This window comes from Granulicatella sp. (genome assembly GCF_057274575.1).
Window position 1 is genome coordinate 1 of the sequence record NZ_DBHISP010000006.1, and the last position, 26135, is coordinate 26135.

General features: G+C 35.9%; 23 protein-coding genes and 1 CRISPR repeat array. Of the genes, 21 read left to right on the forward strand and 2 right to left on the reverse strand.

The window, feature by feature from the left end; genetic code table 11:
* The 5 genes from ACO5V7_RS04220 to ACO5V7_RS04240 all read left to right on the forward strand — a co-directional run.
* The coding region (locus tag ACO5V7_RS04220) for a ClbS/DfsB family four-helix bundle protein (protein WP_485485245.1) at positions 1-167 on the forward strand (167 nt) is incomplete at its 5' end.
* A 53-nt stretch (positions 168-220) separates the two neighbouring features.
* Positions 221-382 carry a DUF2992 family protein gene (locus ACO5V7_RS04225; RefSeq protein ID WP_485485177.1) on the forward strand — a complete coding sequence of 54 codons (162 nt, stop codon included), beginning with the start codon at positions 221-223 and terminating at the stop codon, positions 380-382.
* A 156-nt stretch (positions 383-538) separates the two neighbouring features.
* The gene (locus tag ACO5V7_RS04230; RefSeq protein ID WP_485485178.1) at positions 539-991 is read left to right on the forward strand and encodes a hypothetical protein; all 453 of its coding nucleotides are present in this window, start codon (positions 539-541) and stop codon (positions 989-991) included.
* Positions 992-1002: 11 nt separating this feature from the next.
* Positions 1003-1395: a TIGR02328 family protein gene (locus ACO5V7_RS04235; protein ID WP_485485179.1), complete on the forward strand. Its 393-nt coding sequence runs from the start codon at positions 1003-1005 to the stop codon at positions 1393-1395.
* Entirely contained in the window at positions 1376-1837 is a 462-nt protein-coding gene (locus ACO5V7_RS04240) for a hypothetical protein (RefSeq protein ID WP_485485180.1), read from the forward strand. Before ACO5V7_RS04235 ends, ACO5V7_RS04240 begins: the two co-directional genes overlap by 20 nt.
* Before the next feature lie 416 nt (positions 1838-2253).
* On the opposite strand, the gene ACO5V7_RS04245 is transcribed toward ACO5V7_RS04240, so the two are convergent.
* Positions 2254-3471, reverse strand: coding sequence for an alpha/beta hydrolase family protein (locus ACO5V7_RS04245; protein WP_485485181.1), 1218 nt, complete (start codon positions 3469-3471; stop codon positions 2254-2256).
* 540 nt (positions 3472-4011) lie between these two features.
* Between ACO5V7_RS04245 and ACO5V7_RS04250 the strand changes: the two genes are divergently transcribed.
* Together ACO5V7_RS04250 and ACO5V7_RS04255 are read left to right on the forward strand one after the other, a co-directional pair.
* Positions 4012-4698 carry a YjjG family noncanonical pyrimidine nucleotidase gene (locus tag ACO5V7_RS04250; RefSeq protein WP_485485182.1) on the forward strand — a complete coding sequence of 229 codons (687 nt, stop codon included), beginning with the start codon at positions 4012-4014 and terminating at the stop codon, positions 4696-4698.
* A 125-nt stretch (positions 4699-4823) separates the two neighbouring features.
* Positions 4824-5732, forward strand: a complete 909-nt coding sequence (locus ACO5V7_RS04255) for an alpha/beta hydrolase (RefSeq protein WP_485485183.1) — start codon at positions 4824-4826, stop codon at positions 5730-5732.
* Between the two features lie 91 nt (positions 5733-5823).
* Here ACO5V7_RS04255 and ACO5V7_RS04260 read toward each other — a convergent pair whose 3' ends face one another.
* On the reverse strand, positions 5824-7134 hold the full coding sequence (locus ACO5V7_RS04260) for an SHIRT domain-containing protein (RefSeq protein ID WP_485485184.1): 1311 nt from the start codon (positions 7132-7134) through the stop codon (positions 5824-5826).
* Between the two features lie 354 nt (positions 7135-7488).
* Here ACO5V7_RS04260 and ACO5V7_RS04265 point away from each other — a divergent pair, with 354 nt between their 5' ends.
* From ACO5V7_RS04265 to ACO5V7_RS04330, 14 genes are all read left to right on the forward strand, one after another.
* Positions 7489-7749: a hypothetical protein gene (locus ACO5V7_RS04265; RefSeq protein WP_485485185.1), complete on the forward strand. Its 261-nt coding sequence runs from the start codon at positions 7489-7491 to the stop codon at positions 7747-7749.
* Positions 7750-7985: 236 nt separating this feature from the next.
* Positions 7986-8726, forward strand: a complete 741-nt coding sequence (locus tag ACO5V7_RS04270) for a MurR/RpiR family transcriptional regulator (RefSeq protein ID WP_485485186.1) — start codon at positions 7986-7988, stop codon at positions 8724-8726.
* Positions 8727-8866: 140 nt separating this feature from the next.
* Positions 8867-10198, forward strand: coding sequence for a 6-phospho-alpha-glucosidase (locus ACO5V7_RS04275; RefSeq protein WP_298729562.1), 1332 nt, complete (start codon positions 8867-8869; stop codon positions 10196-10198).
* A gap of 18 nt (positions 10199-10216) precedes the next feature.
* Complete coding sequence (locus ACO5V7_RS04280) at positions 10217-11773, forward strand: PTS transporter subunit EIIC (RefSeq protein WP_485485187.1); 1557 nt, start codon at positions 10217-10219, stop codon at positions 11771-11773.
* Positions 11774-12045: 272 nt separating this feature from the next.
* Positions 12046-13875 carry a beta-glucoside-specific PTS transporter subunit IIABC gene (locus tag ACO5V7_RS04285; protein ID WP_485485188.1) on the forward strand — a complete coding sequence of 610 codons (1830 nt, stop codon included), beginning with the start codon at positions 12046-12048 and terminating at the stop codon, positions 13873-13875.
* A gap of 12 nt (positions 13876-13887) precedes the next feature.
* On the forward strand, positions 13888-15345 hold the full coding sequence (locus tag ACO5V7_RS04290) for a glycoside hydrolase family 1 protein (protein ID WP_485485189.1): 1458 nt from the start codon (positions 13888-13890) through the stop codon (positions 15343-15345).
* An 18-nt stretch (positions 15346-15363) separates the two neighbouring features.
* Positions 15364-16194 carry a PRD domain-containing protein gene (locus ACO5V7_RS04295; RefSeq protein WP_485485190.1) on the forward strand — a complete coding sequence of 277 codons (831 nt, stop codon included), beginning with the start codon at positions 15364-15366 and terminating at the stop codon, positions 16192-16194.
* 458 nt (positions 16195-16652) lie between these two features.
* The gene (locus ACO5V7_RS04300; RefSeq protein ID WP_485485191.1) at positions 16653-16913 is read left to right on the forward strand and encodes a tryptophan synthase alpha chain; all 261 of its coding nucleotides are present in this window, start codon (positions 16653-16655) and stop codon (positions 16911-16913) included.
* Positions 16855-17151 (forward strand): helix-turn-helix domain-containing protein, encoded by a 297-nt coding sequence (locus ACO5V7_RS04305; RefSeq protein WP_485485192.1) that lies wholly within the window; start codon positions 16855-16857, stop codon positions 17149-17151. Before ACO5V7_RS04300 ends, ACO5V7_RS04305 begins: the two co-directional genes overlap by 59 nt.
* Positions 17152-17411: 260 nt before the next feature.
* The gene (gene cas9, locus ACO5V7_RS04310) at positions 17412-21560 is read left to right on the forward strand and encodes a type II CRISPR RNA-guided endonuclease Cas9 (RefSeq protein WP_485485193.1); all 4149 of its coding nucleotides are present in this window, start codon (positions 17412-17414) and stop codon (positions 21558-21560) included.
* Complete coding sequence (gene cas1 / locus ACO5V7_RS04315; protein ID WP_485485246.1) at positions 21557-22426, forward strand: type II CRISPR-associated endonuclease Cas1; 870 nt, start codon at positions 21557-21559, stop codon at positions 22424-22426. Before cas9 ends, cas1 begins: the two co-directional genes overlap by 4 nt.
* Positions 22423-22767, forward strand: coding sequence for a CRISPR-associated endonuclease Cas2 (cas2, locus tag ACO5V7_RS04320; protein ID WP_288294803.1), 345 nt, complete (start codon positions 22423-22425; stop codon positions 22765-22767). Before cas1 ends, cas2 begins: the two co-directional genes overlap by 4 nt.
* The gene (gene csn2 / locus ACO5V7_RS04325) at positions 22754-23419 is read left to right on the forward strand and encodes a type II-A CRISPR-associated protein Csn2 (protein WP_485485194.1); all 666 of its coding nucleotides are present in this window, start codon (positions 22754-22756) and stop codon (positions 23417-23419) included. Before cas2 ends, csn2 begins: the two co-directional genes overlap by 14 nt.
* 69 nt (positions 23420-23488) lie before the next feature.
* Positions 23489-25637: direct repeats of the CRISPR family, unit length 36 nt; unit sequence GTTTTAGAGCTGTGTTGATTTGAATGGTTACAAAAC.
* Between the two features lie 112 nt (positions 25638-25749).
* Positions 25750-26082 carry a methyltransferase family protein gene (locus tag ACO5V7_RS04330; protein ID WP_485485195.1) on the forward strand — a complete coding sequence of 111 codons (333 nt, stop codon included), beginning with the start codon at positions 25750-25752 and terminating at the stop codon, positions 26080-26082.
* Positions 26083-26135 lie beyond the last annotated feature (53 nt).

Here is a 26135-nt window from a genome sequence, read left to right on the forward strand (position 1 = left end):
TACAGTTGGCTGAAACCTTTACAAACGAAGAACTTTTTTCAAAAGGTGTATATAATTGGGTTGGAGGGAGTACGCTGGGTTCCTATTTTGTGAGTGCGACTGCAAGTCATTATGATTGGGCAATGAAAAAGCTAAAGGCTCATCAGAAAAAATGTAAGTCAAAATAATTGGGGTAGTAAAATGCATTTTACAAAAGCAAAAGGAATACTTTCTTCAAAGAATGGAATGTATTTGTTCAAAATCTCAAATGGCTCTGCAGCAACAAAGAGAAGAAATGAAACTGGAAAGAAGAGTTGAAAGCAAGCAACAAAGAGAATTAGAGAAAAAGAGAAAGTTTCAATTAAAACAAGAAAAACGAAAACAAAAACATAGAGGAAAATAGTTTTTATTTTGAGAGGAAAGGGATCTTGAATGAAAAATAGGACAGATTCATTTTTGGGGGTATCTTATAAATTCGCGAGGATGTAGGCGAAGTGGGGCCGGAGATGGTATAATTGGGAAATAAAGTAAAAAGGTATGTTCCAGGAAGGGGAAGGCAGTGAATCAGTTGTTTAGAAGTTTTCTGTCGAAGAAGACGGTCAGTCGTTTTCGTGAAATCGTTGAGTTTTTAGCTGAAAAGGCAGAGTTGACAGAGGAGGTTCCGGCTAAAGTCGAACGGAATCCTGTTGTGCCAACGGTTGTCGTGCTGGCACTTACCATCATTTTCTATCGGAGTTCGTTTACTTGGGTTCCGTTTCAGACATTGTTGGAACACTTTGGTTGGTTTTCTATCGGAATTCCCGTTCTCTTTATTTTGATTAGTGTCAATTTGGTCTTATTTTTAGATCAATTATGGATTCAAAAGGATTTAAAACGAGAATTAAAAAACTTAGTGACTTTTGCTGAGCAGGTGGTCGCTCGCTTGAGGGAAGAAGGGCGCGCGGAACTGGCAGAGGATATCGAAGATGTAGAAGTGCTGATGGCGGACTATAAGGACCGATTTGGATTTTAGGAGGAAGATGGATGAGATTATGGCATGAAGACTTGATTGGAAAGCTCCCGCGTCCGCAACTCTTGGGGCAACACCGTGAATGTTGTGCTCTGAGAGGAAATGGCTGGGGCAAGAAGCACGCAACGGTAGACTATGTTTTTACGTATTCGCCGTATGTACTCTATCAATATCATATGCTGATTATGGATGAAATGGAACGCCGTGGGTACAATGTGACTCCTCTATGGAAAGAGGCGTCGTACCGGGGAAAAGTGTGTCCGCCGTATACCGAAGTTGTGACGTGTGCGTGGAAGCGTCCGTTATACAAAGAGCATGATGATGCGTATTACAAAGAATGTGTGGAGAATTTAGCACAAAAAGGAATTGTTCTAGGAGGAGAAGACCATGAAGTTTTCGTTTCATAATCGAATTACGAATCAAGAGTTAGCGCAGTTTCGTTATTTGACCGACACGTTAACGCAAGAAGCTGGCCTCAAACAGGCAAAACCAAAGCGTGCAGAACAAAGGCTGGCGATAATTGGATTTATTATGGGATTTTTAGGGTATTTCTTTATCAAGACCGAACTTTTCAAAGCCCCAACGATGGCCATTGTTGCTCGTGTGGCACAGGAACCGGGATTTGTTTCCATCTCGCTCTTAGTCTTGTATTTTGCTGTTCCGCTGTTCTTCCTCTGGTGCTTGCTCCTATTTTTAAAACAAAAATTTTATGAAAAGGAAATCAGTGGACTCATCGTGCTGATCAAGAAGAGTCTGGCGATTTTAAAAGAAACCAACCGCACAGATATGACGACTGATATCGAAGACGCGGAGTTCATTATCGAAAACTATGAAAACAACAGTTTATGAAGGTATGAAATTCATTGATATGATGGATTTGTAAAGGGAGTTTGTTTATATGCTTTGGCGAAGAGTAGTTGAATGTAATTGAAAAACACCTTCAACTAACCATCAGATTGAAGGCAATGAAAATGCAAGCCCCAGAGTTAGGGTTAGGAATCTTAGAGGTCTAAACATAGAAAGATAAATAAAATCGGCTTTCTTGTGGTGCTACGTGCACTTACAAGAAAGCCGATTTTTGCGACGAAACTATAAAAGGTAATTCCTATGAACGGAAGTATGCAAAAATAAACAAAAGGCTTTAGTTTTCTGTTTATCTGCTTAGCCTAAGATGAATCAAATGGTATAACTACTCAATCAAAATGATGTTACAGCTGCTCAAACATTATTGTTAAGAGGACTATAATCAGGATTATAAATCTAATCTATCCCTTCTGATTCCATTCAAATAAAGTGTCCAACCAATCAAAAACGACATTATGAGCGAGTCTCAAATTGTTGACTTGGCAATGAGCATCCGCACCACTTTCTGCTTCAAAAATTTGAAGTTTAGTTTGCGAATTTTTAGACTTAAGTGCTTCGAAAATCCCTCTGGTTTGGTGTTGTAATTCGGCGCCTTCACCCTCTCCCATGATAAATAGGCAAGGACACTGAATTTTTTGATAGTCCACAACCTTTGCACGGTTAAACACTTCATTAATAGCACTCTTAAAATCAGAAGTACCAAACTGCCAAGCATATTTTTTAAGATTTAAATCCGCAGCCTCATTCAGACTTCCAGCTAACTTTAAAAGGACATTCATTAACCAACTTGGAGTTTTTAGGCCTGCCCCAAATTCTTTTCTAAAGATTTCCGAAACGTCATAAATAGGAGTGCTTGCAATCCATGCATGTATTCTTGTATCTTCTTCGACAGCTTGTGCGGTAAAATATCCCCCTCCGCTAACTCCATAAATAGCTAGATTGTTCAGCTGAGGATTTCTCACTTCTAACCAGTCTATGCACTGTGAAATTGGAATAGAGGCATTTACATCAAAAGTTAAACCTCTGCCAGGGTTGGACCCTTGACCAGGTAGATCAACCATTAAAACATTGTAACTTCGCATCCAGCCTGGATAGCCAGCAAAGTAAAATAAATCTTCGCGATAGGTATCTCCACCACCAACCATCATCAATGTTGGACAATGATTACCACTGTGAAGATAATAGCCCGGCAAATAGGAATCCTGATAATGAATCGATAATTCTTCGACTGGGGCTCCTAGTGATTGAATGGCGTTAGAAAACGCCGTCTCCATTTTATGAACGGTAGGCAAATATTCGTCAGAAAAAGGATTGATAAACTGAACTGCTGAGCGAAGGGAATAGGTCTGTGCTAGATAATATTGTGCCTTTGTTTGCTCACTTAAACCCGAATGACATACTTTTTGTTCAAGATAGTTCCCATGCGATAAAAAAACATTTTTCCAGTTATCTGGTTTTGGTGATTTGCCCAACTCTTGGGCAAGGTAATAAAGTTCTCCGTGAGAAAAACCAAAAACTTCTCCTATACCTAACAACCAATTAAAGAAAAAATCCGTATCCCCATTTTTGAAAAATATTCGAGTAGATTGCCTTTTTAAAATAACTTCATTTTCTTTCATAACGCGCCTCTTATTTTTAGGATATTCCTTTTTTTTATCATACCATATCGATGAATCTTTAATACATTTAAATGTTCGAAGATTGATTCAAGCTTTATTTACAAAGGTTTTTAACTATCTAGTCATATTCATTTTCCGTATGTTTATGGTACAATATAAGCAATTCTCGTTACCAATAGATGATAGAATTATTTAATGAGGAAAGTACATAATGTACGCTTCGGAGGTACAACATCAAAACGTTACGGTTCCACCTTAAATAAAGAACTTTGGTAACTTTTAACTATATTGAAAGTGTTAGAGAAAAAATTAAAAGAAATCAACCGCACAGACATGACGACTGACTTCGAAGACGCGGAGTTCATTATCGAAAACTATGAAAAGAATCTTAGGGTGTAGGCGAACGTATGCATTCCTTATGCATACAGACACAAAAGATGAAAAGGGACTTTTCAGTGATTGACGTTCGGGAGAAAAGGACGCAATTCCGCATGAAGCAATATAGTAGATACGGATTATAAGAAAAAAGGGGTTAGGTAGATGATTTACAAAACATTATTGTTTGATTTGGATTCGACGGTGTGGGATTTTCACTCGGCGGAGAACTACGCTCTGACGAAATTGCTGGAGAATCAGGGGGTCAGTGAGATAGAGAAGTATATTGAGGTGTACATCCCGATGAATCGTGCGATGTGGCGCTCGCTGGAGAAAAACGAAATCACTCGTGAAGAGTTAGTGGGGACGCGTTTTGCCAAATTATTCGACCATTTTGGCTTGGAAAAAGATGGACATGAATTAGCATCCGAATATGAGGCCATCCTCTCCACGCAAGGGCAAACAATCGATGGTGCGGAGGAAATGTTGCATACGCTTAGAGATGCAGGGTATCAGCTCTATGCAGCTACGAATGGAATTACGACGATTCAAAAGGGACGCTTGGAGCATTCTCCGGTTACGAAGTATTTCAAAAAAGTATTTATCTCGGAAGAATTAAAAGTCGCAAAACCAAGTCCGCTCTTTTTCGAACGAGTGGCAAAAGACATCCCAGATTTCGACAAAGATACAGCGGTGATGATTGGGGATTCGCTCACAGCCGATATCCAGGGCGGGATTAATGCGGGAATCGACACGATTTGGATGAACCTGGCGCGTAAGGAGAACCGAACGGCGGTAAAACCAACCGTGGAAGTCCGTAGCTACGCGGAATTATTAGAATTTTTAGTATAAATGGAAACGACTGCGGGAATGTCTTGCGGTCGTTTTTTGCAAACAGAACAGTTGAGCTTTCAAGGGGAAGCGGGTAGACTACTAAAAAGGGCCAATCCCCGACCAAAAATGAAAGTTGGAAATGAATGAAAAAAGTATTAATGGGAATTGGCGTGGCGATGCTACTCGCAGCGTGTGGAACGACGACTAAGAACACAAACGGTACGAACACGACGAATGCGACCGTGCAGATGCCACAAACCACACAACAGGTGCATGTCGAAGTGAAGACAGACGGCACGTATACCGTAAAAGAATATGATTTCGAAAGTAATGGCAAGAATCTCTACGCGCGTGCCTTTGTGCCCGACGTAGAAGGACGCGTGCCACTCGTGATTGTTAGCCACGGACTTGGGGCCAACGTCGAACACGAGGAAGAAGTGCAGAAGGCATTGGCCAAGGCCGGCATTACAGTCTTCAGCTTGGAGTTTGCAGGAGGGTCGTCTTCATCGGCTCCGATGAGTGAAGGGACTAACGACCGAGATGTCTGTTCTAACCGAAGTGCAAAACTTGAAGGACGCGATTCGCATCGCAAGGGCATGGAATATACCGATCCGCAGAAAATTTATCTGATGGGAAGTAGCCAAGGCGGACTTGTCACGGCACTGACAGCAGAGGAGCTCACCAATATCGCAGGCCTCTTCTTGTTCTATCCTGCATTTTCACTGCCGGACGATATTAGAAGTAGTTTCCCGAAACTAGATGAGGTACCTGAGACCTTCAACTTACTCGGCACGAAAATCGGGAAGAAATACATCACGGATATCTACGACATGGACGCCTACGCAAACCTAGACAAGCTTGCAATCCCTGTGCATATTTATCACGGCAAAGACGACAATATCGTGTTAATCACGGCCTCTCAAAAAACACTGAAGCGCCTAAAAGACGCACGCCTCACAACATTGGAGGACACAGGCCACGCCTTGACGCCAGAGCAACAAGCACAAATTGGGGTTGAGATTGCAGATGAAATTTATAATGGGATGAAATAAAGCTATAAACAAAAGTCAAAACAAAAAGAAATAACCCTTATAGGGTAGATGTTTAATCTACTCTATAAGGATTTTTCATTTGATGGAATTTTTAGTTTTCTTGAGATTTACGACGAAGCACATACATGCCTAGGCCAATCAAGCTAGCACCAACTAAAATGGTTCCTGTTGATTGAGCGTCAGTTGCTCCAGTGTTTGGTAACTCAGGTTTTTTAGCTTCTGGCGCTTCAGACGGTTTAGCTTCTGATTGTGTTTCTGTAGTAACGCTAGTAGTTTCTTCAGAAGTAGTCGTTGTTTCTTCTTCATCGGCTTTGAAAGTCCAAGTTCCGACGAATTTTAAATCCCAGCCATTTTTATCCCAGTTATTTAATAACATTTCAGAATAATCATAACCGGTAAAAGTCCATGTTCCTTTATTTTCGCTATCGTAATAAGTAGTTTGGGACGGAGTTTTCGCTACAACTTTATCTGTTGCTGCATAATTATGTCTGTTATGATAAACGTATTCAGTAGTATCTTCTGGAGTTAGTGCCACAATTGCAGCAGGTAAAGTTTTTCCTTCAGTACCACTAACGAACTCATATTTTGGAGTACGAGAATTTGCTACAAACGTGAAGGCTGCATCAGTTACTACATCAGGACGTTTTCCAACAAACTGTTCATCGTTAATATCATCCTCTAGAGAATAGTATAGAGTAATTGGTGGCTCATAATATACCCATTTTCCTTCCTCCTCATCGTCTCTGATGAAGTGAATAGTTTCAGTGTACCCTCCTCGGTCAACTTCTTCACTTTCAAAAAATGAGCTGTTGTCAATAGTAAACTGTGCCTGTTTGCGATTTTCACCAAGAAAATCTGATAATTTTCTAGTAGAAGAAAGGTTTAATTTTGATAAAGCAGCGGGAATTTCCGCAAATTCTTTTCTTACATCGTTATCAGGGTCAACGATATTCACTAGTTTGTAAGTAATATTAACGTAATCATAAAATTTCCATTTACCAGTGAAAGTAACATTTCCATCAGTCACTTCTTTACTATCTGCGTCGTAACCTTGGAAAACCCAATAACCTATTCCTTCAGGGACTGTAGGATAAGTATTTGATTCTGCATATAATTCCTTGCTTGGAGCACTAGCAGTTACCGTTTTTCCTGTTGCGTAGGTAGCAGTATCTTTTGGAGCAAGTTGTTTTAGTTCTTCTGGCAATTCTTTCCCTGTCGTATCGCTTTCGAATACGTATTCCACCTTATAGGTTGCTGAGGTTGGAGCAGCTGCTTCTTCAGCTACTACATTATGATGTCCAACCAATGTAGAAGGGACCACTGCAGCTCCTAATGCTAAAGTTGCTGTGATGCTGACTGTTTTTGCGATTAAAATATATTTCTTTTTAGAGTTGAAATCCATTTTACATTCCTCCTTTTTGAATCTGCTTACAAAATAGCATGATTAAGAAATAAAGGCAAATTATTTCCTTGAGAAAGCAATTTTTTCCATTTTGAAAAAATATTTTTTTATTTCAGAAAATATAAACCGAAACAAAAGTGGAAGAAATCCTATTTATATAGGTATTTATAATGATCTTCAATAGGAGTCAGAAGCGTGTTATACAAATGGCTCAGCAAAGGCCGGACATGAAATACAACGATCAAAACAGGCTGTTTGATATAGAAAATGTTGGAAATGATTTATGAAAAGAGGGCTTGTGAATAACAGTTCGAACATGTGGGGAAAGTGATAGTTTTATAGAATCTTATTTCAATGTTTGGCATCTTAATGGAAAACAGACCTGAGAACACCCTGATTGCGCTTTGTGCAGACCACTCAACGCCTTGCGAAAAAGGAGAACATAGTGGCGAGCCTGTGCCAATCGTCATCTCAGGACCTGGCATCCGCCGTGATAAAGTCGAACACTACGACGAAATCTCTTGTGCCGAAGGAGCCATCAACCGCATCAAAGGCCGCGAATTCGTCTGGACCCTACTCGACTATCTAGAAGTCGTGCCGAAACAGGGGAACTAAAAACAAAAATAAAACAAAATCAAAATCGAACAAAATGAGAAACCGAGGCAAGAGCCTCGGTTTTTCTTTAAAAAGGATTCTAATAAGAGATATTCTAATCAAGAAATGACTATAAAAAAGAATTAAAGAGAAATATACTGTAAATTAGTAGGGTTATTTTAATTAAAATATATAAAAATAGTATTGAAGTTAGAAGTAAATAAGATGTAAAATGAAGCCAGAAAGGTGATGATATTTTGCGTAATTTTTATAATAATATTCAAGAGAATTATTCTAAGCTAAATGAACTAGAAAAAGAAATCCTAGACTTTATAAAGAAAGAACTTTCTAGTAGAGATCATCTTTCTTTAAATGAAGTTTCTAAACAATTTTTTGTTTCACCAAATACAGTTGTTAGATTAGCAAAAAAAATGGGATATACAGGTTTTGTTCAATTAAGAGAAGGTATCATTCATTCAATTATGCCAAATCCGAACAACCAATCATTAAGTGTAGATAATCAATTAGTTCAAACAAAAAAATTAATTAAGAATGAAACAATAGATGAGATTATAACATTGCTAGATACTAAGAAAGAAATTCTATTTTATGCGCATGGATTATCAAAATATCCATGTGACATAGCAGCAGATAAATTAAGAATTCTTGGGAAGAATGCAAGTGTTTATAATGAAAGACATTTAATGTTACATTCAGCAGTTCATTCGAATAAAGATACTTTAATTTTCCTAGTTTCAATGAGTGGTCAAACAAAAAATATTGTTGAGTGTGCAAATGTAGCTAGTGTAAATGGAGCAACTAAGATTTCAATTACGGGACTATCACAAAACCCAATTGAAAAAATATCTGATTTAAGTGTGTTTGTAGATTATCAAAAACAGGTATTTGAAGGGATGGACATCTCTTCTCGATTCTCAATTTCTTATTTCTTTGAGGTGTTGATAGCTAAATACCTTGATAAATTAAATAATGTGTAAAAATACACGGTGATGTGTTATTTTACAATACTTGTGTAGCTTTGGCGGATACGCCAAAGCTTATTGTTTTTTTGAAAACGGATTCTATAATAAAAGTATAAAGCACATGTGTTAAATAATTTTATTGAGGAGTCTTTATTATGTTAAATAAATCTGTAAATGTTGTAATCGTCGGTGGTGGGTCTACTTGGTCACCTGGAATTTTGAAAGCGTTGACGAAACATTTAGATATTTTTAAAATTAACGAACTTAAATTGTATGATATTGATGAAAAACGTCAAGAAAAGATTGGAGAATTCGGAAAGATTCTTTTTAGAGAAGAAGCACCAGAAGTTAAGTTCTCATACACAACTGATCCAGAAATTGCATTTGAAAATGTAGATTTTGTCCTTTGTCAAATGAGAACGGGCGGCTATCCAATGAGAGAAAAGGATGAAAAAATCCCATTATCACAAGAGTTAATTGGACAAGAAACTTGTGGGCCTGGTGGTTTTGCATATGGACTACGTTCAATTAGAGATATGATTGAACTTGTAAGTATTGTTCGTAGAAAATCACCAGAAGCTTGGATTATTAATTATACAAATCCAGCTGCGATTGTTGCAGTAGCTTTGAACAAAGTGTTCCCAGACGACCATAAAATTCTCAATATTTGTGATCAACCAGTAAATCTTTTAAGATCATTCGGAAGACTTATTCAAGTTGACTATAATCGTTTTGAACCAAAATATTTTGGATTAAATCATTTTGGCTGGTTTACTCACGTGTATGACAAAATTACTGGTGAAGACTATCTTCCATTGATTAAGAAGACTACCTTAGAAAAAGGCTTCTTACCAGTAGATGCGGAACAACGTGACCAATCATGGTTAGATACTTATGGAATGGTTGAAACAATGGTAAGAGATTTCCCTGATTATCTACCAAATACTTATTTGCAATACTATTTGTATCCAGATTATAAAATCACAAAATTGGATCCAAATTATACTCGAGCAAACGAAGTAATGGACGGACGTGAAAAGAGAGTCTTTGAAGAATGTGATCGTATTATTAAAAATAATAGTGCTAAGGATTCTCATATTGTTCATAATGATGCCCATGGAGATATGATTGTTGAATGTGCGGCCTCTATCTTAAATAACACAAGGGATACATTTATTATTATGACACCTAATAACGGTATTGTTTCTAATTTACCTGAAGATGTCATGATTGAAGTACCAGCATTATTAGGTGTCAATGGAGTAGAACCATTTGCGGTTGGTAAAATTGGTACATTCTATAAAGGATTAATTGAATCTCAATACGCATATGAAAAATTAGCAGTAGAAGCATACCTTGAAGGTAGTTATGAAAAAGCATTACAAGCCTTAACATTGAATAGATTAGTAGTAGATGCTAAGCGTGCTCGTAAGGTGTTAGATAGTCTTATTGAGGCCAACTCAGAATATTGGCCTGAACTCAAATGATGAATAGGAGAAGAAAATATGAAATCAGGAAATAGAATTCTAACTTCTTTCCAAAAATTTGGGAAAGTATTGATGGCACCTGTTCTATTGTTACCTATTGCGGGGATCTTAGTGGGAATTGGGAGTGCATTTTCAAACCCAAATTTGATAAAAACAATTCCATTATTAGGAAATCCATTTCTTACGGCTTTATTTAAATTAACAAAAGATCTTGGGAATGTGATTAATAACAATATTCCAATTATCTTTGCAATATCAATTGCTTATGGCTTTGCCAAAAAGGAAAAAGCAACAGCTGCTATTTCAGGTTTTATTGCGTACATGGGAATGAATACCATACTGGGATCATTTCTTATTTTGAATGGGACAATTAATCCAGGAAAATTACTAACGGGTCAGAAAATGATTCTTGGAATTACTACATTAGACACAGGGGTATTTGGCGGTATTTTAATTGGGTTAATAGTTTCAGCATTACACAATAAATATTATAAAATTGAACTTCCAGCAGTTCTTTCTATTTTTAATGGGACGAGATTTGTGCCAGCCGTTAGTTTAATTGTGAGTGGGTTTGTAGGAATTGTATTAGCCTTCATTTTCCCACCTGTACAATTATTCTTAAATAGTGCAGCTGACTTTATCGCAAAAACTGGTGCAATTGGATCATTTGTTTATGGTCTAGCGGAAAGACTTTTACTACCTTTTGGACTTCATCACTTTATTTACTTACCATTCTTCTTTACTTCTCTTGGAGGGGTCAAGGATATTGGAGGACAAGTATATGAAGGTGCTGTAAATATTCAAAATGCAATTTTAAATACACCAAATGCGATGTACGATATTGATGTAAGTAAATATCTAATGAATGGGAAAGTTATCTTTGCCATGTTTGGTTTGGCAGGAGCTGCATTTGCAATTTATAAGACTGCAAGACCTGAAAATAAAAAGAAGATTGCATCACTAATGATTGCAAGCACCATTCCTTGTGTAATTATGGGGATATCAGAACCTTTAGAATATAGTTTCTTATTCGTAGCTCCATTATTATTTGGCTTCCATGCTGTATTCTCAGGATTAGCATATGTCATCACATATCTTGTTAATTTTAATGTTTCTGGTTCAGCAACTTTTGGAGGGCCATTGCTATCCTTCATATTTAATGGGATTTTAGGAGCAGATAAAGGGTCAAATTGGACTTGGATTTTAATATTAGGACCAATTTACTTTGTATTATACTACTTTGTATTCTCATTCCTTATTAAGAAGTTTAACTATTTAACTCCAGGAAGAGAAACAGAGAAAATTGAAGAAGTTCAAGAAAAGAATGATAGTAGTTTTAACTTAAAATTAGTCGAAGCCCTCGGAGGAGAAGATAATATTTCAGCAGTAGATGCTTGCTTTACTCGACTAAGAGTAACTTTAAAAGATAATGCCAAAGTTAAAAGTGATTCGTACTTTAGTGAAGCGTTGAATGCTAAAGGAGTAGTTCATGTTGATAATGGTATTCAAATTATCTATGGTGCAAAAGCTTCAATCTATAAAACGGAATTAAGAGAGTATTTAAATATTGAATGATTATAATACTTGTTTTTTAGCAAGATGGAGATAACCGAGGATCCACCTCGGTTATTTTCATTTCTAAAATAGTAACATATAATAATTTATATTTTTTGAAAAAAACTTTTTTTAAAACGCTTGCAAAAATAAAATAGAGATGCTATGATGTGCTTAACAAAAAGACATGTAACTGGTAAAGCAGGCAGGATCTTATACAATAAACCATTTCGTTTATTTGTGTTGGATTCTGTCTGCTTTTTTGTTACCCCAAATCCAAAGGAGGAAAAACCATGAATTACAAAGAGTTAGCGAGTTCCATCATTTCGCTAGTAGGAGGCAAAGAAAACATTGCGCATTTGGAGCACTGCTCCACACGTTTACGTTTCTCACTAGTGGATGACAAAAAAGCACAAGCCGATAAAATCAAAGCCCTCCAAGGTGTGTTAAACGTTATCGAAGGAAAACAACAATTCCAAGTGGTTATTGGGAATGAAGTTGTAGAAGTATACGAGGAAGTTGAAAAATTAGTTGATGGAAGTTTTGCAACGACACAAGCCCCTAAGAAAGCTTTCAACTGGAAAGATGCAGGAAGCTATTTATTAGACTTCATCGTGGGAGTCTTCCAACCATTAGTGCCAGCTATGGCCGGTGGTGGGATTCTCAAATCGTTGATGACACTATGTGCTTCTTTTGGATGGATTGATAAAGCAGGGAGTACCTACCAAATCTTTACACTGATTGGGGATGCGCCTTTATACTTCTTACCGCTACTTGTTGCGATTACTACTGCGCGTAAATTAAAAGCGAATCAATTAGTAGCCATGTCCGTTGTCGGGGCATTGTTATTACCAAACATGTTAGCGCTACTAGGTAAATCAGCTGATATATTTGGGGTAGGATTACAAAATATTGCGTATCCATATCAAGTATTCCCAGCGATTCTAACAGTTATCGTATATGCCTTCTTAGAAAAACAATTAACAAAAGTAACGCCTAAAGCCATTCGTATCTTCTTTGTTCCAATGGTGAGCATGTTAGTGACTGTGCCACTTTCTTTACTCATTTTAGGGCCTCTTGGATATAACGTAGGGACCCTTTTTGCGACCGTCGTTTTATTCTTGTTCGAAAAAGTCGGATGGGTAGCTGTAGGTTTATTAGCAGCTGTTTTACCATTCATGGTTTCAACTGGGATGCACAAAGCAATGATTCCTTATGCTGTGGCAACGATGGGTGAATTGAAGAAAGAAGCACTCTATATGCCTGCTTCTTTGGCACATAATATTGCTGAAAGTGGAGCTACTTTTGCCGTAGCGTTAAAAACAAAAGACCAAACCTTAAAAGCAACAGCGCTTTCTGCAGGGATTTCAGCCTTCTGCGGTATTACCGAACCTGCTCTATATGGGGTCACTTTATTACACAAAAAAGTTCTTGCTAGTGTTGTTTTAGGCTCTCTTGTAAGTGGTTTGTACTTAGGGTATGCAGTTGTTGAAGCATACGTATTAGTAGGGCCAGGTTTCCCTGCAATGTCCATGTTCGTATCCGAAACCATTGCTGATAACTTCTTTAAAGCCTGCATCGGGTTTGCGATTTCATTTGTGGTATCATTTGTGTTGGCATTCGTACTTTATAAGGACGAAGTGAAAGAAGAAGTAGAGGAGGAAGCTCCAGTAACTTCTGAAGACCTAAATGCATTTGCAACTGGGAAAGTTGTCGCTTTAGACCAAGTTCCAGACGAAGTATTCTCTTCGAAAGTCTTAGGAGAAGGCGTAGCGATTCAATCTGTCGATGGAAAATTATTAGCACCTGCCAATGGTAGCGTTGAAATGGTGTATCAAACCAAGCATGCACTCGGATTTAAAACAGACTTAGGAAATGAAATTTTGTTCCATATTGGAATTGATACCGTAAAACTAGAAGGGAAATTCTTCGATGTAAAAGTCAAAGAAGGAGATGCTGTAGACCGCGGTACCGTCCTAGTAGAGTTCGACCAAGAAGCCATTAAAGAAGCAGGATTCAATCCGATTGTGATTGCCATCTTTACAAACCGTACCAATGAAAAAGTAGACTTTGAGGTTGTTGGAGAAGCAACTCCAGAAGTGAAACTAGCAACTTTAGTATAAGAGAGGAGTCAGATGATGAGCTTTCCAAAAGGATTTTTATGGGGTGGCGCAGTTGCAGCCAACCAAGTAGAAGGAGCGTTTAATGTTGGAGGGAAAGGATTATCCGTTGCCGACGTTGCGACTTTCAAAAAAGATTTAAGCGTTGAAGACTATGCAGGGCATAATCATGTCTCAACAGAAAAAATTCAATACGCTATGGACCATTTGACGGATGATGAGTTTCCAAAACGTCGCGGAATCGACTTCTATCATCACTATAAAGAAGACATCGCGCTCTTTGGAGAAATAGGCTTCAAAGCATTCCGGATGTCGATTGCTTGGAGCCGTATCTTCCCAACCGGCGAGGAAGAGGAACCAAATGAAGAAGGCCTTGCGTTTTATGACAATGTCTTCAAAGAATTAAAAAAACACAACATCGAACCCATCGTGACACTGTCGCACTATGAAATGCCATTAGCACTCGCCGTTAAGTACAATGGATGGGTGGATCGTAAGGTAATCGACTGCTTTGTGAAATTCAGTAAAGTCTGCTTCGAGCGCTATAAAGACTATGTAAAATACTGGTTAACCTTCAATGAGATTGACAGTATCGTTCGTCATCCATTTACAACAGCGGGGATTATTCCAGATCGTTGCCCAGAAGGAAAAGAATTGGAAGTCATTTATCAAGGGCTTCACCACCAATTTGTGGCAAGTGCACTCGTAACAAAACTGTGTCACGAAATCATTCCGGGAAGCCAAATGGGATGTATGTTAACGAAATTAACGTGCTATCCAAACACATGTAAACCAGAAGATGTGGAAAAAACATTAAAACGCAACTTGGATAACTACTTCTTTGCGGATGTACAAGTCTTCGGTAAATATCCTCCGCTTATCTTAAAACGATTCGAGCATGAAGGGATTCATATCGAGATGTTGCCAGGGGATTTAGAAATCTTAGCAGAGAATACCGTGGATTTTGTGTCGTTCAGTTACTATATGTCACTAACAGAGGCTGTCCGTACAAATCAAGAAACCACCGCTGGGAATACCGTGATGGGGGTTAAAAATCCATACTTACCTTCAACAGAATGGGGTTGGCAAATCGACCCATTAGGGCTTAAAATATCATTAATCGAACTCTATGACCGTTACAACAAACCATTATTGATTGTTGAAAACGGAATGGGCACAAAAGATGTCTTAACCGAAGACGGCAAAGTGCACGATGAATATCGTATTGAATACTTCAAGAGTCACTTTAAAGCGATGGAAGCAGCTATCGAAGAAGGTGTTGAATTATTCGGATATACGAGTTGGGCACCAATTGACTTAGTGAGCGCATCGACTTCTCAAATGTCGAAACGCTACGGCTTCATCTATGTGGACCAGGACGACTTCGGTAACGGGACGTTAAAACGCTATAAGAAAGATTCGTTTGACTGGTATAAAGAAGTTATTGCTACAAACGGAGAAAATTTACACTAAAGATAGAAAGGGGTCGCCATGTATCAGATTAAGAAGGTACTCAATTCGAGTGTCGTACTCGTAGAAGACGACACGAATGCAGAATTCGTCTTGCTTGGAAAAGGGATTGGATTCGGCAAGAAGCCAGGACAAGAAGTCGGCGAAGAAGCTGTATCGCAAGTCTTCATTCCTGTCGATGATGCGAAAATTCAAGAGTTCGTCCATTCAATTGGTACCGTAGACCCCGCGTATATCGATATCGTGAACCAGTTGATTAAGAAAGCAGAAGAACAGCTGCAATTGAAATTAACGCCAACGAGTTACTTCGCATTAGTCGATCACTTGCAGTTTGCCGTTGTTCGGTACCATGACCAACTGATGTTCACGAATAAAGTCTTCTGGGAAATCAAGACCTATTATCGCCAAGAATATCAACTCGGCGAACTCGGAGTGAAGCTGTTAAACGAGCAATTTGCAATTGACATTCCAGAAGAAGAAGCAGCTAATATTGCCTTTCACTTTATCAATGCGCAAATGAACGCGAAGTCCTTCAAGGGGATGGAAGCTGCGAAGCTGATTAGCTCTATCGTCAATCTCGTAGGCTATAGCTTAGGAGTGGACCTTGTTCATCAGAATATCCATCACACAAGGCTTGTGACTCATATTAAATTCTTTGTCGAACGATACTTCCAAGATCAAATGCTCGATTCCAACGATACCGAGATGTTCGAATACGTGGCTAACCGCTATCCAAAAGCTTTGGTGGTCGCTTATCAAGTGAACGAGTTCGTGAAGAAGAAATACCAAAAACCAATGACGAATGATGAATTGCTTTATCTAGCGATTCATTTTAATCGAATAGTGCAATAGGAAAACCAGGACGAGAGTCCTGGTTTTTTGTTGCGCAAAAGGCCGATTTTCTGACAAAAATATGCAAATTTACGGCAAATCAGACAAAAAAATTAAAAATAAATTTTCTATAGAAAGCAAGAATAATTCCTATAAATGAACATTTCGAATATATAAATCATAAATTCTTATATAAAATTCGATGTAATAATTAAAATTAAATAGGATGGTTTCCTTCAAAAGGATAATGAAAATTATTGCTAGGCAAAGTGTACCATTCTTTATTTAATAAGGCTCCTGCTAAGAAGAAGGGAGGTTGAGAGCTCAAATTTACAACTAATATTATATATTTTTAAGAGACGATATTTAGTATTTGAATAGAGTTTTTTGCATGGAAAATAGCGATTCATAAAAGCAAAAAGTAGCATATATGCTACAGTAGCAAATATGCTACAATGAAGAAAATGGAGGTGTTCAAATTGGGCAAGAAATTTAAGATTACAATGAACATGGCAAGGCAGCTAGAAAACTACGAATATAACGAAATGATTCGACTTGCTGCAGTATTAAAAATCTTGCAAGACGATGGAGTGACTCCAGAAGTATTAGAACATTGGGGATTCCAGAGAGAAGGAGAGTGGTACTTAAGAATTCCATTATCAGACGTTAAAGAGGGGGTGGATGGCAGTGACTTCTTCTTTGAACAAAGTATTCACGATGTTATCTTCAAAGTATCCTAACTTCGAGAAGGATTTGTTAAATGAAGTAACACTTCAAAAAGTTGCGTTAAGTATTATTAAAATGCGCCTTGAACAAGGACTGAACCAAGATCAGTGTGCAGAGAAGAATGGAATTGTACGAACTGTACTGAATAGAGCCGAAAGTGGTCATCATAATCCAACGATTCTAAGTCTCGTAGAACTTGCAAGGCAAAATGGATATGAAGTTGGGATTAAGATGGATAAAAAGAATTTTTAACAGTTAAACTTTTACTGATTTAGATAACAAAAAATAACAATAGGTGTCGGTAAATTAGATATAGGCGTAATAATAAGCAATAAAAAAAGCACCGAATCGGTGCACACCACTATGTGGCTGGGTACGGACTAAGCCTTATTTTAACTTGCTGTGTTGATTTGAATGGTTTCAACAATGTTATTTTACTACAAACCTATTAAAATGTAAACGGTTTTATGATAAAATTATTTTGCAAGTTATTAAATTTAGGAGGGTGTTTTATGAATAAACCATATTCAATTGGGTTGGACATCGGAACAAATAGTGTTGGTTGGGCGGTTATAACAGATGACTATAAAGTTCCGTCGAAGAAAATGAAAGTGGAAGGGAATTCTAATAAAGACTACATAAAAAGAAATTTATTGGGAACCTTAGAATTTGATGCAGGAAATACTGCGAAATATACACGACAACAGAGGGGGTTAGGCCGTAGAATAGATAGAAGAAATAATAGAATTACTTATTTAAGAGATATTTTTGATGAGGAAGTACGCAGAATTGACCCTAATTTTTTTGCGAGATTAGATGAATCTTTTAAGGTACCGGAAGATAAAGTTTTTAGTAAATATTCATTGTTTGGTAACAAAAAAGAAGATATGGCATTTCATAGTAAATATAAAACTATTTACCATTTGAGAAAAAAACTTTCAGATAGCGATGAAAAAGAGGATATCAGGCTAGTTTATCTTGCTTTAGCTCATATTATTAAATATCGTGGGCACTTCTTATTTGAACAAATAGACCCCAAAAATGTTAATTTAAAAGAAAATTTTTCTGTCTTTGTAAGTGGTTACAATGATATATTTGAGGATGATCAAGATGGCACTGTGGATGTTGATAGTATTTTAACTGAAAAGTTGAGTAGATCAAAAAAAGTTGAAAGAGTATTAGGGTTATACCCAGAAGTAAAGAAAAATTCATTGTTTGCGAAGTTCATAAATTTGGTGGTTGGAAATAAAGTAAATTTCCAGAAGGACTTTGAACTCGAAAATGAATGTAAACTTCAAATTTCCGAGGATACATTCAATGAGGATTTGGATGCGTTACAAGGTTTGATTCCGGACGAGTACTTTGAGGTATTTTATGCTGCAAAAGCAGTATACGACAGTATGTTGTTATCAACAATCGTGAAAGATATTTCAGATACAAATGCACTGCTATCAACCTCAATGATTCGTAGATATGAAGAACACCATGAAGATTTGAAAACGTTGAAATTACTTATCAAAAATAATTCAAAGCTAAATTATAATGAATTCTTTAATGATGAATCAAAAGACTATTATGCAGGATATATCAACGGGAAAACATCGGAAGCTAATTTTTATAGTAACACTAAGACGTTGTTGGAGAATATTGAAGGAGCTGAGTGGATTCTCGAGAAGATTGAAAGAGAGGATTTCTTACGGAAGCAAAGAACATATGATAATGGAGCAATTCCTCATCAATTTCATCTTGAAGAATTAAAGGCGATTATTGAAAAACAAAAGAAATACTATCCATTCTTGGAGGAAAATTCTAAAAAAATTGAATCAATTTTAACTTTTAGAATACCTTATTTTGTCGGCCCTCTTTCAAATGGGAACAGTCGATTTGGATGGGTAGTTAGAAAGGGTAATGAGAAGATTAGACCATGGAATTGGGAAAATTATGTTGATAAAGTTGCTACTGCAGAGCAATTTATTATAAGAATGACAAATCGTTGTACTTATTTTCCTGATGAAAAAGTATTACCTAAGCATAGCTTATTATATGAAAAATTCATAGTGTTTAATGAATTAACTAAAATTCGATATGTTTTAGAAAATAATGCTCATTATGCTGTAAGTGCAGAGATGAAAAGAAATATTTTTGAGAAACTATTTAAGAAATATAGAACGGTTACTGAAAAACAATTATTATCCTTCTTTGATAAAGAATATCCGAATTTTCATATTGTAAAGGTTCTTGGCTTAGATAAAAAGAACAAGAATTTTAATAGTTCGTATGGAACATACCATGACTTGAAGAAAATAATGCCGAGAGAGTACCTTGATGATCCAAAAAATGAACAGGAAATTGAGGAAATTATATCAATTCTCACGCTCTTTCAGGATCGAGAAATCATTCGCGAAAGACTTTCTAATTATGGAGATAGTTTATCGAAAGAAGTTTTGATAAAGTTGGAGCGAAGACATTACAAAGGTTGGGGGAGATTATCTAAGAAATTACTCTGTGGAATTAGAGATAGACAAACTCAAAAAAATATTATGGAATTCCTTGAGGATGATGGATATACAAATCGTAATTTGATGCAACTAATCAACGATAAAAATCTTTCGTTTGCAAACCAAATAACCCTTGAAAATAGTGTTGACATAGATAGTAGTCTAGAAGAGTTAGTTAAGGATATTCCTGGTAGTCCTGCTATTAGAAAAGGCATTTATCAGAGCGTAAAGATTGTGGAAGAAATCTGTAGGGTGATGGGTTATGCTCCTGACAGTATAGTAATTGAGATGGCAAAAGGACCTGAAACAACCGCAAAAGGAGAAGCTCGTTCGTCAAAACGATTGGATAAATTAGAGGAAGCTTTCAAAGATTTTAAGGGTGATCAAAAGGTAGAGTTACCCACAGAAAATAAAACGTTAGCGAATAACCGTTTGTATCTGTACTATCTTCAAAACGGAAAGGATATGTATACAGGAGAAGATTTAGATATTGGGAATCTTTCAAATTATGATATTGATCATATTATTCCACAAAGTTTTATGAAAGATGATTCTTTTGACAATATAGTCTTGACTAGCTCTAAAAATAATAGAGGTAAATCCGATAATGTTCCAAGTAATCAAGTAGTACAAAGAATGAGAGTTTTTTGGAAACAACTTTTAAATGCAGGATTGATTTCCGAAAGGAAATTTTATAATTTAACTAAAGGAAAACTTACAGCGAAAGACAAAGCAGGATTTATTCGTAGACAATTGGTAGAAACCCGTCAAATTACCAAACATGTTGCTCGTTTATTGGACGCACACTTCAACGTTAGAAGAGATGATAATGACAAAGTAATTCGTGATGTTAACATCGTTCTACTAAAGTCAAACTTAGTAACACAGTTTAGAGAAGATTTTGGATTATATAAGATTCGTGAAATTAACGGATTTCATCACGCGCACGATGCATATTTGAATGCAGTTGTTTCAAAAGCAATATTACGGAAATACCCAAAACTATCTTCAGAATTTGTCTATGGTGATTATCAAGTTTATGATATCTTTGATTTAATTGCGAAAAATAAAGATACTCAAAAATATGGAAAAGCTACAGCAAAATACTTTTTCTACTCTAACTTGTTGAACTTCTTTAAGACAGAGATTAAGTTGGCCAATGGTCAACTAATTAAACGCCCTAAGGTTGAGATTTGTAATGAGACAGGTGAGATTGTTTGGAATAAAAGAATGGATTTAGAGACAGTTAGAAAAGTGTTATCATTACCACAAGTTAATGTAGTTAAAAAAACAGAAATTCAAACACATGGCATAACAAAGGGAAAACAAAAAGGTTTGTTCAACGCTAATTTATCTCCTAAACCTGCGCCTAATAGTACAGATAACTTAATTCCTGCTAAACGTGATCTTGACCCTAGAAAATATGGAGGGTATAGTGGGATTTCAAATTCTTACGCTATTCTTGTACACGCGATTATTGAAAAAGGAAAACGTAAAAAAATGACGGAAGTTATTGAGTTTCAAGGTATTTCAATTATGGAAAAAGAAGAATTTGAAAAAGATGAGATTGCTTTTTTATTGAATAAAGGCTATAAGGAAATAAAATCAATATTGAAATTACCTAAATATTCTTTATTCGAACTGAAAAATGGATCAAGAAGAATGTTGGCAAGTATTTTATCAACAAACAACAAAAGAGGAGAAATTCATAAAGGAAATCAATTATGGTTACCTGAAAAGTATATAAAATTATTGTATCACGCGAAAAATATAAACAATAAAGAAAATACGAAACATAGAGAATATGTTGAAGGACATGTTAATGAACTCAAAGAACTAGTTTACTTTGTATTAGATTTTAATTCTCGTTTTGTGGAGGCTAAGAAAAACGGAGAGCTAATACTGAACGAACTACAGAATTGGGATGAGAAAGATGTTGATAAATTAGTAGAAAGTATAATCGCTCCAGGAAAAGAATCTAAAAAAGGAATATTTGAACTTACTGCTGCAGGGAGTGCTTCCGATTTTGATTTCTTAGATAAGAAAATACCAAGATATAGAGAGTATTCCCCATCAGCTCTTTTAGATGCAGTACTGATTCGTCAATCCATCACAGGGTTATACGAAACTCGTATTGATCTAAGTAAGCTGGGTGAAGAATAATGGGATGGCGAACGATTGTTGTTAATCAACACTCGAAGTTGTCTTATAAAAATAATCACTTGATATACAAAGATTCATCTCAGACAGAAATGATTCATCTGTCCGAGATTGATATATTGTTGCTCGAAACGACGGACATCGTTTTATCAACTATGTTGATAAAACGTTTGTCGGATGAAAATATTCTTGTGATTTTTTGTGATGATAAAAGATTACCTGTTGCACAATTGATGCCTTATTATGGGAAACATGACTCTAGTCTTCAGTTTTCTAAACAAATTGAATGGACTGAGGAGGTTAAGGGTGTTGTTTGGACAGAAATTATTTCCCAAAAAATTTTTAATCAAGCAGTATTTTTATACGAAGCTGGATTAGATAAGAAATCTGAGTCGTTAACAAGATTATATGAGGAATTACAGATATTTGATCCTACAAATAGAGAAGGTCATGCTGCTAGAATATACTTTAATGCATTATTTGGTAATAATTTTAATAGAGAAAAATCAAATGATATTAATGCAGGACTAGATTACGGTTATTCTTTATTGTTGAGTATGTTTGCAAGAGAAATAGTTGCAACTGGATGTGTGACGCAATTAGGACTGAAACATTCTAATCAATTTAATCCTTTCAATTTTGCAAGTGATATTATGGAACCTTTTAGACCCATTATTGATCGTATTGTATACGAAAATAGGGGTTGTGAGTTTAATAAAATCAAAAGCAAATTGTTCCAAATTTTTATTAATAATTATGAGTATTCAGGAAAAGAAATGTTTCTTTCAAATATAATTTCTGACTATACTAAGAAAATTGTTAAAGCATTAAATAATGAGGGAGAAGGAGTTCCTGTGTTTAGGATATGAGTTATCGTTTTATGAGAATGATTATTATGTTTGATATGCCTACGGATACTTTGGAAGATAAGAAAGCATATCGTAAATTCAGAAAGTTTTTGCTATCTGAAGGTTTTTTGATGCATCAATATTCGGTATATAGCAGATTACTATTAAATGGAAATGCAAATTCACTATTGATAGATAGGTTGCAAGCTAATAATCCTAAAAAAGGAAATATCACTATATTGACAGTAACTGAGAAACAATTTGCACGAATGATTTATCTTCATGGAGAGAAGAATAATAGTATTGCGAATACAGATAGTCGTCTGGTATTTTTAGGAGAAGATTACAGTGAAGGAAGTTAGGTTAAATCTGCCAATATTTGATGAGTCTATTGGGATTAAAGGGTTTACAGTATTAGTTATTGAAAATCGAGCAGTATTAACACAACTTGTTCAATGGTTATATTGTTATGATGAATCAAGTGATTTAAAACTTTATGATTCGAAAATCAAATCCTTAAAAACTTCTGAAATAATGGTTGTTTCTGATTTGTTGGGATTTACTATTAATAGTTCGGCGGTAGTGAAGGCAATTCAATCAGATTTGTTGGATCAATTCAATGATAATATTGAATTGAAAAGTGAGTTGGAACAGGTATTAGTTCGAGCTACAAACCTTATTGGGTCGCAGTGTATAGAAAATGAACTGAATTTGACGTATACTGAACTCAGTGTTGAAAAAATCATATCAGCGCTAGATGTTCGTGTAGATACAGTTGCGAATACACTGTTTGAACAAATATTTGAGATTCTACAAATATTTAGATATCTTGTAAAGAAAAAATTACTGATATTTGTCAATATTGCCTCTTATTTCAAAGAAGAAGAAATAGATGAAATTAAGGAATTTATAGAGTTAAATCAAATTAATGTACTATTTATCGAACCGAGACGAGTTTTTTCTTATGATCAGTATGTCTTTGACGAAGATTTTATTATGCTAAGAGAATTATAAACAATTAAAAATCATTCAAATCAGTAGTCTGGCTGAGATGAGCAGCGCGATTACGAAACCTTCTACGAGGTTTTAGAGCTGTGTTGATTTGAATGGTTACAAAACGGAGAATATGACGATTACCGCCAACTATTAGTTTTAGAGCTGTGTTGATTTGAATGGTTACAAAACTCGAACGTGTGGACGGGCAATGGATCCGTAGTTTTAGAGCTGTGTTGATTTGAATGGTTACAAAACGGGATGTTGTGAATACTATAAGAATCATGAGTTTTAGAGCTGTGTTGATTTGAATGGTTACAAAACAAATTTGATTGGCAAAAAGCACACGGAAGAGTTTTAGAGCTGTGTTGATTTGAATGGTTACAAAACTGTCTACTTCCTGTTATTCGCCATAACAATGTTTTAGAGCTGTGTTGATTTGAATGGTTACAAAACAAGAAAAAATTCCTTTCAGGAATTTTTTAAGTTTTAGAGCTGTGTTGATTTGAATGGTTACAAAACGGAGTAATCGGTGCAGTGTACGAAACTGCAGTTTTAGAGCTGTGTTGATTTGAATGGTTACAAAACTACAGTTCTCGCCCTCTAACCCGTAAAGCTGTTTTAGAGCTGTGTTGATTTGAATGGTTACAAAACCTAATAAGAAATTAGAACAAGAAATAAATGGTTTTAGAGCTGTGTTGATTTGAATGGTTACAAAACTATAATACCTACGAAACGAATTGTAATTAAGTTTTAGAGCTGTGTTGATTTGAATGGTTACAAAACCGCAACAATTCGTGATGAGGCTAAAGTGTAGTTTTAGAGCTGTGTTGATTTGAATGGTTACAAAACGAAAAAGTAAATTTAACTCTCATAGCAGACGTTTTAGAGCTGTGTTGATTTGAATGGTTACAAAACGAAACGTGAATTTGAAATTTTGAAAAGATAGTTTTAGAGCTGTGTTGATTTGAATGGTTACAAAACTTCGGTAAGGCTATTGACTACGCTAAAGAGTTTTAGAGCTGTGTTGATTTGAATGGTTACAAAACAGTTCTTTGTTTTGGAAAGCTAGACAATATGTTTTAGAGCTGTGTTGATTTGAATGGTTACAAAACAGGGTTAAAGAGTAAAAGACTTATCTCATTGTTTTAGAGCTGTGTTGATTTGAATGGTTACAAAACCCAAATCATGGCAGACGAAAACTTAACAATGTTTTAGAGCTGTGTTGATTTGAATGGTTACAAAACTCATTGATAGCCCAATACACAAACAAGCCGGTTTTAGAGCTGTGTTGATTTGAATGGTTACAAAACTCTTCTTTACTTCTTTATTTATTTTCGTAGGTTTTAGAGCTGTGTTGATTTGAATGGTTACAAAACTCAATTATTAGAGTTTTGGACACTCCACAAGTTTTAGAGCTGTGTTGATTTGAATGGTTACAAAACTCTTCTTTACTTCTTTATTTATTTTCGTAGGTTTTAGAGCTGTGTTGATTTGAATGGTTACAAAACTGCAGCAGTTTTGATTGCGGTATATATCTAGTTTTAGAGCTGTGTTGATTTGAATGGTTACAAAACTTTAGGCATGTTCCTCACCCGTTGCATTTAGTTTTAGAGCTGTGTTGATTTGAATGGTTACAAAACTGGTAAGTTGTTCGAGTCTTATACTCACTTGTTTTAGAGCTGTGTTGATTTGAATGGTTACAAAACAAGGAGCAATTAAAAATGAAACATTCAAGAGTTTTAGAGCTGTGTTGATTTGAATGGTTACAAAACATAGTAATAGTCAATTATTACAAGAAAAAGAGTTTTAGAGCTGTGTTGATTTGAATGGTTACAAAACACTCTTTCACTCAATTTCAAATGTTTTGTTAGTTTTAGAGCTGTGTTGATTTGAATGGTTACAAAACGAATATGGATACGGAACACCAGCAGGACACGTTTTAGAGCTGTGTTGATTTGAATGGTTACAAAACTCCAATGGTTATTCTCTCTCAACTATCTCGGTTTTAGAGCTGTGTTGATTTGAATGGTTACAAAACTGGCTAGGAATAAAAAAGAAACGGAGCAGAGTTTTAGAGCTGTGTTGATTTGAATGGTTACAAAACTTGAAGTATCAGGTTTTTTCTCAGCAGAGAGTTTTAGAGCTGTGTTGATTTGAATGGTTACAAAACCAAAGAGTTACAACTGGAAGATGTCGAAAGGTTTTAGATCTGTGTTGATTTGAATGGTTAAAAAAATGTATACAATAGCGTAGCTCTGTTAGTGTTTTAATTTTGTTCTAATCGATCTTTTTCAAATCAAAAGTATCTGACTTATGTAGATTAAATTTAATATAGGGAAGTGAGATAGATGAATGGTTTTTGTTTGCTGATACCTTTATTAATCATTCGATTTGGATGGTTATCCATTTTGAATAAACAAGCAGTTCAGCGGGCAGGATATTTTGCTCCTGTTCAAGCGGGAGAGGTTCTTCCTTTTTATATTTATCAAGTTTCTAATGTTGTTTTATTTTTATATTTTTTAGGCACTTCTTTATTGACACAATCTGGTATATTATTTGTAATATTGCTGTGTTTTCAAATTTCAGCTCATTGGATTATTCTTTCAGAAGAACTATGGTGTATAGAAAAATTTGGGGATTCTTACAAAGAATATATGGCAAAAGTTCCTCGCTATCTTTAGAGGGATCCTTTCCCACCTATGCTATAATAAGCATGAATAGAGTAGGCTTTCAT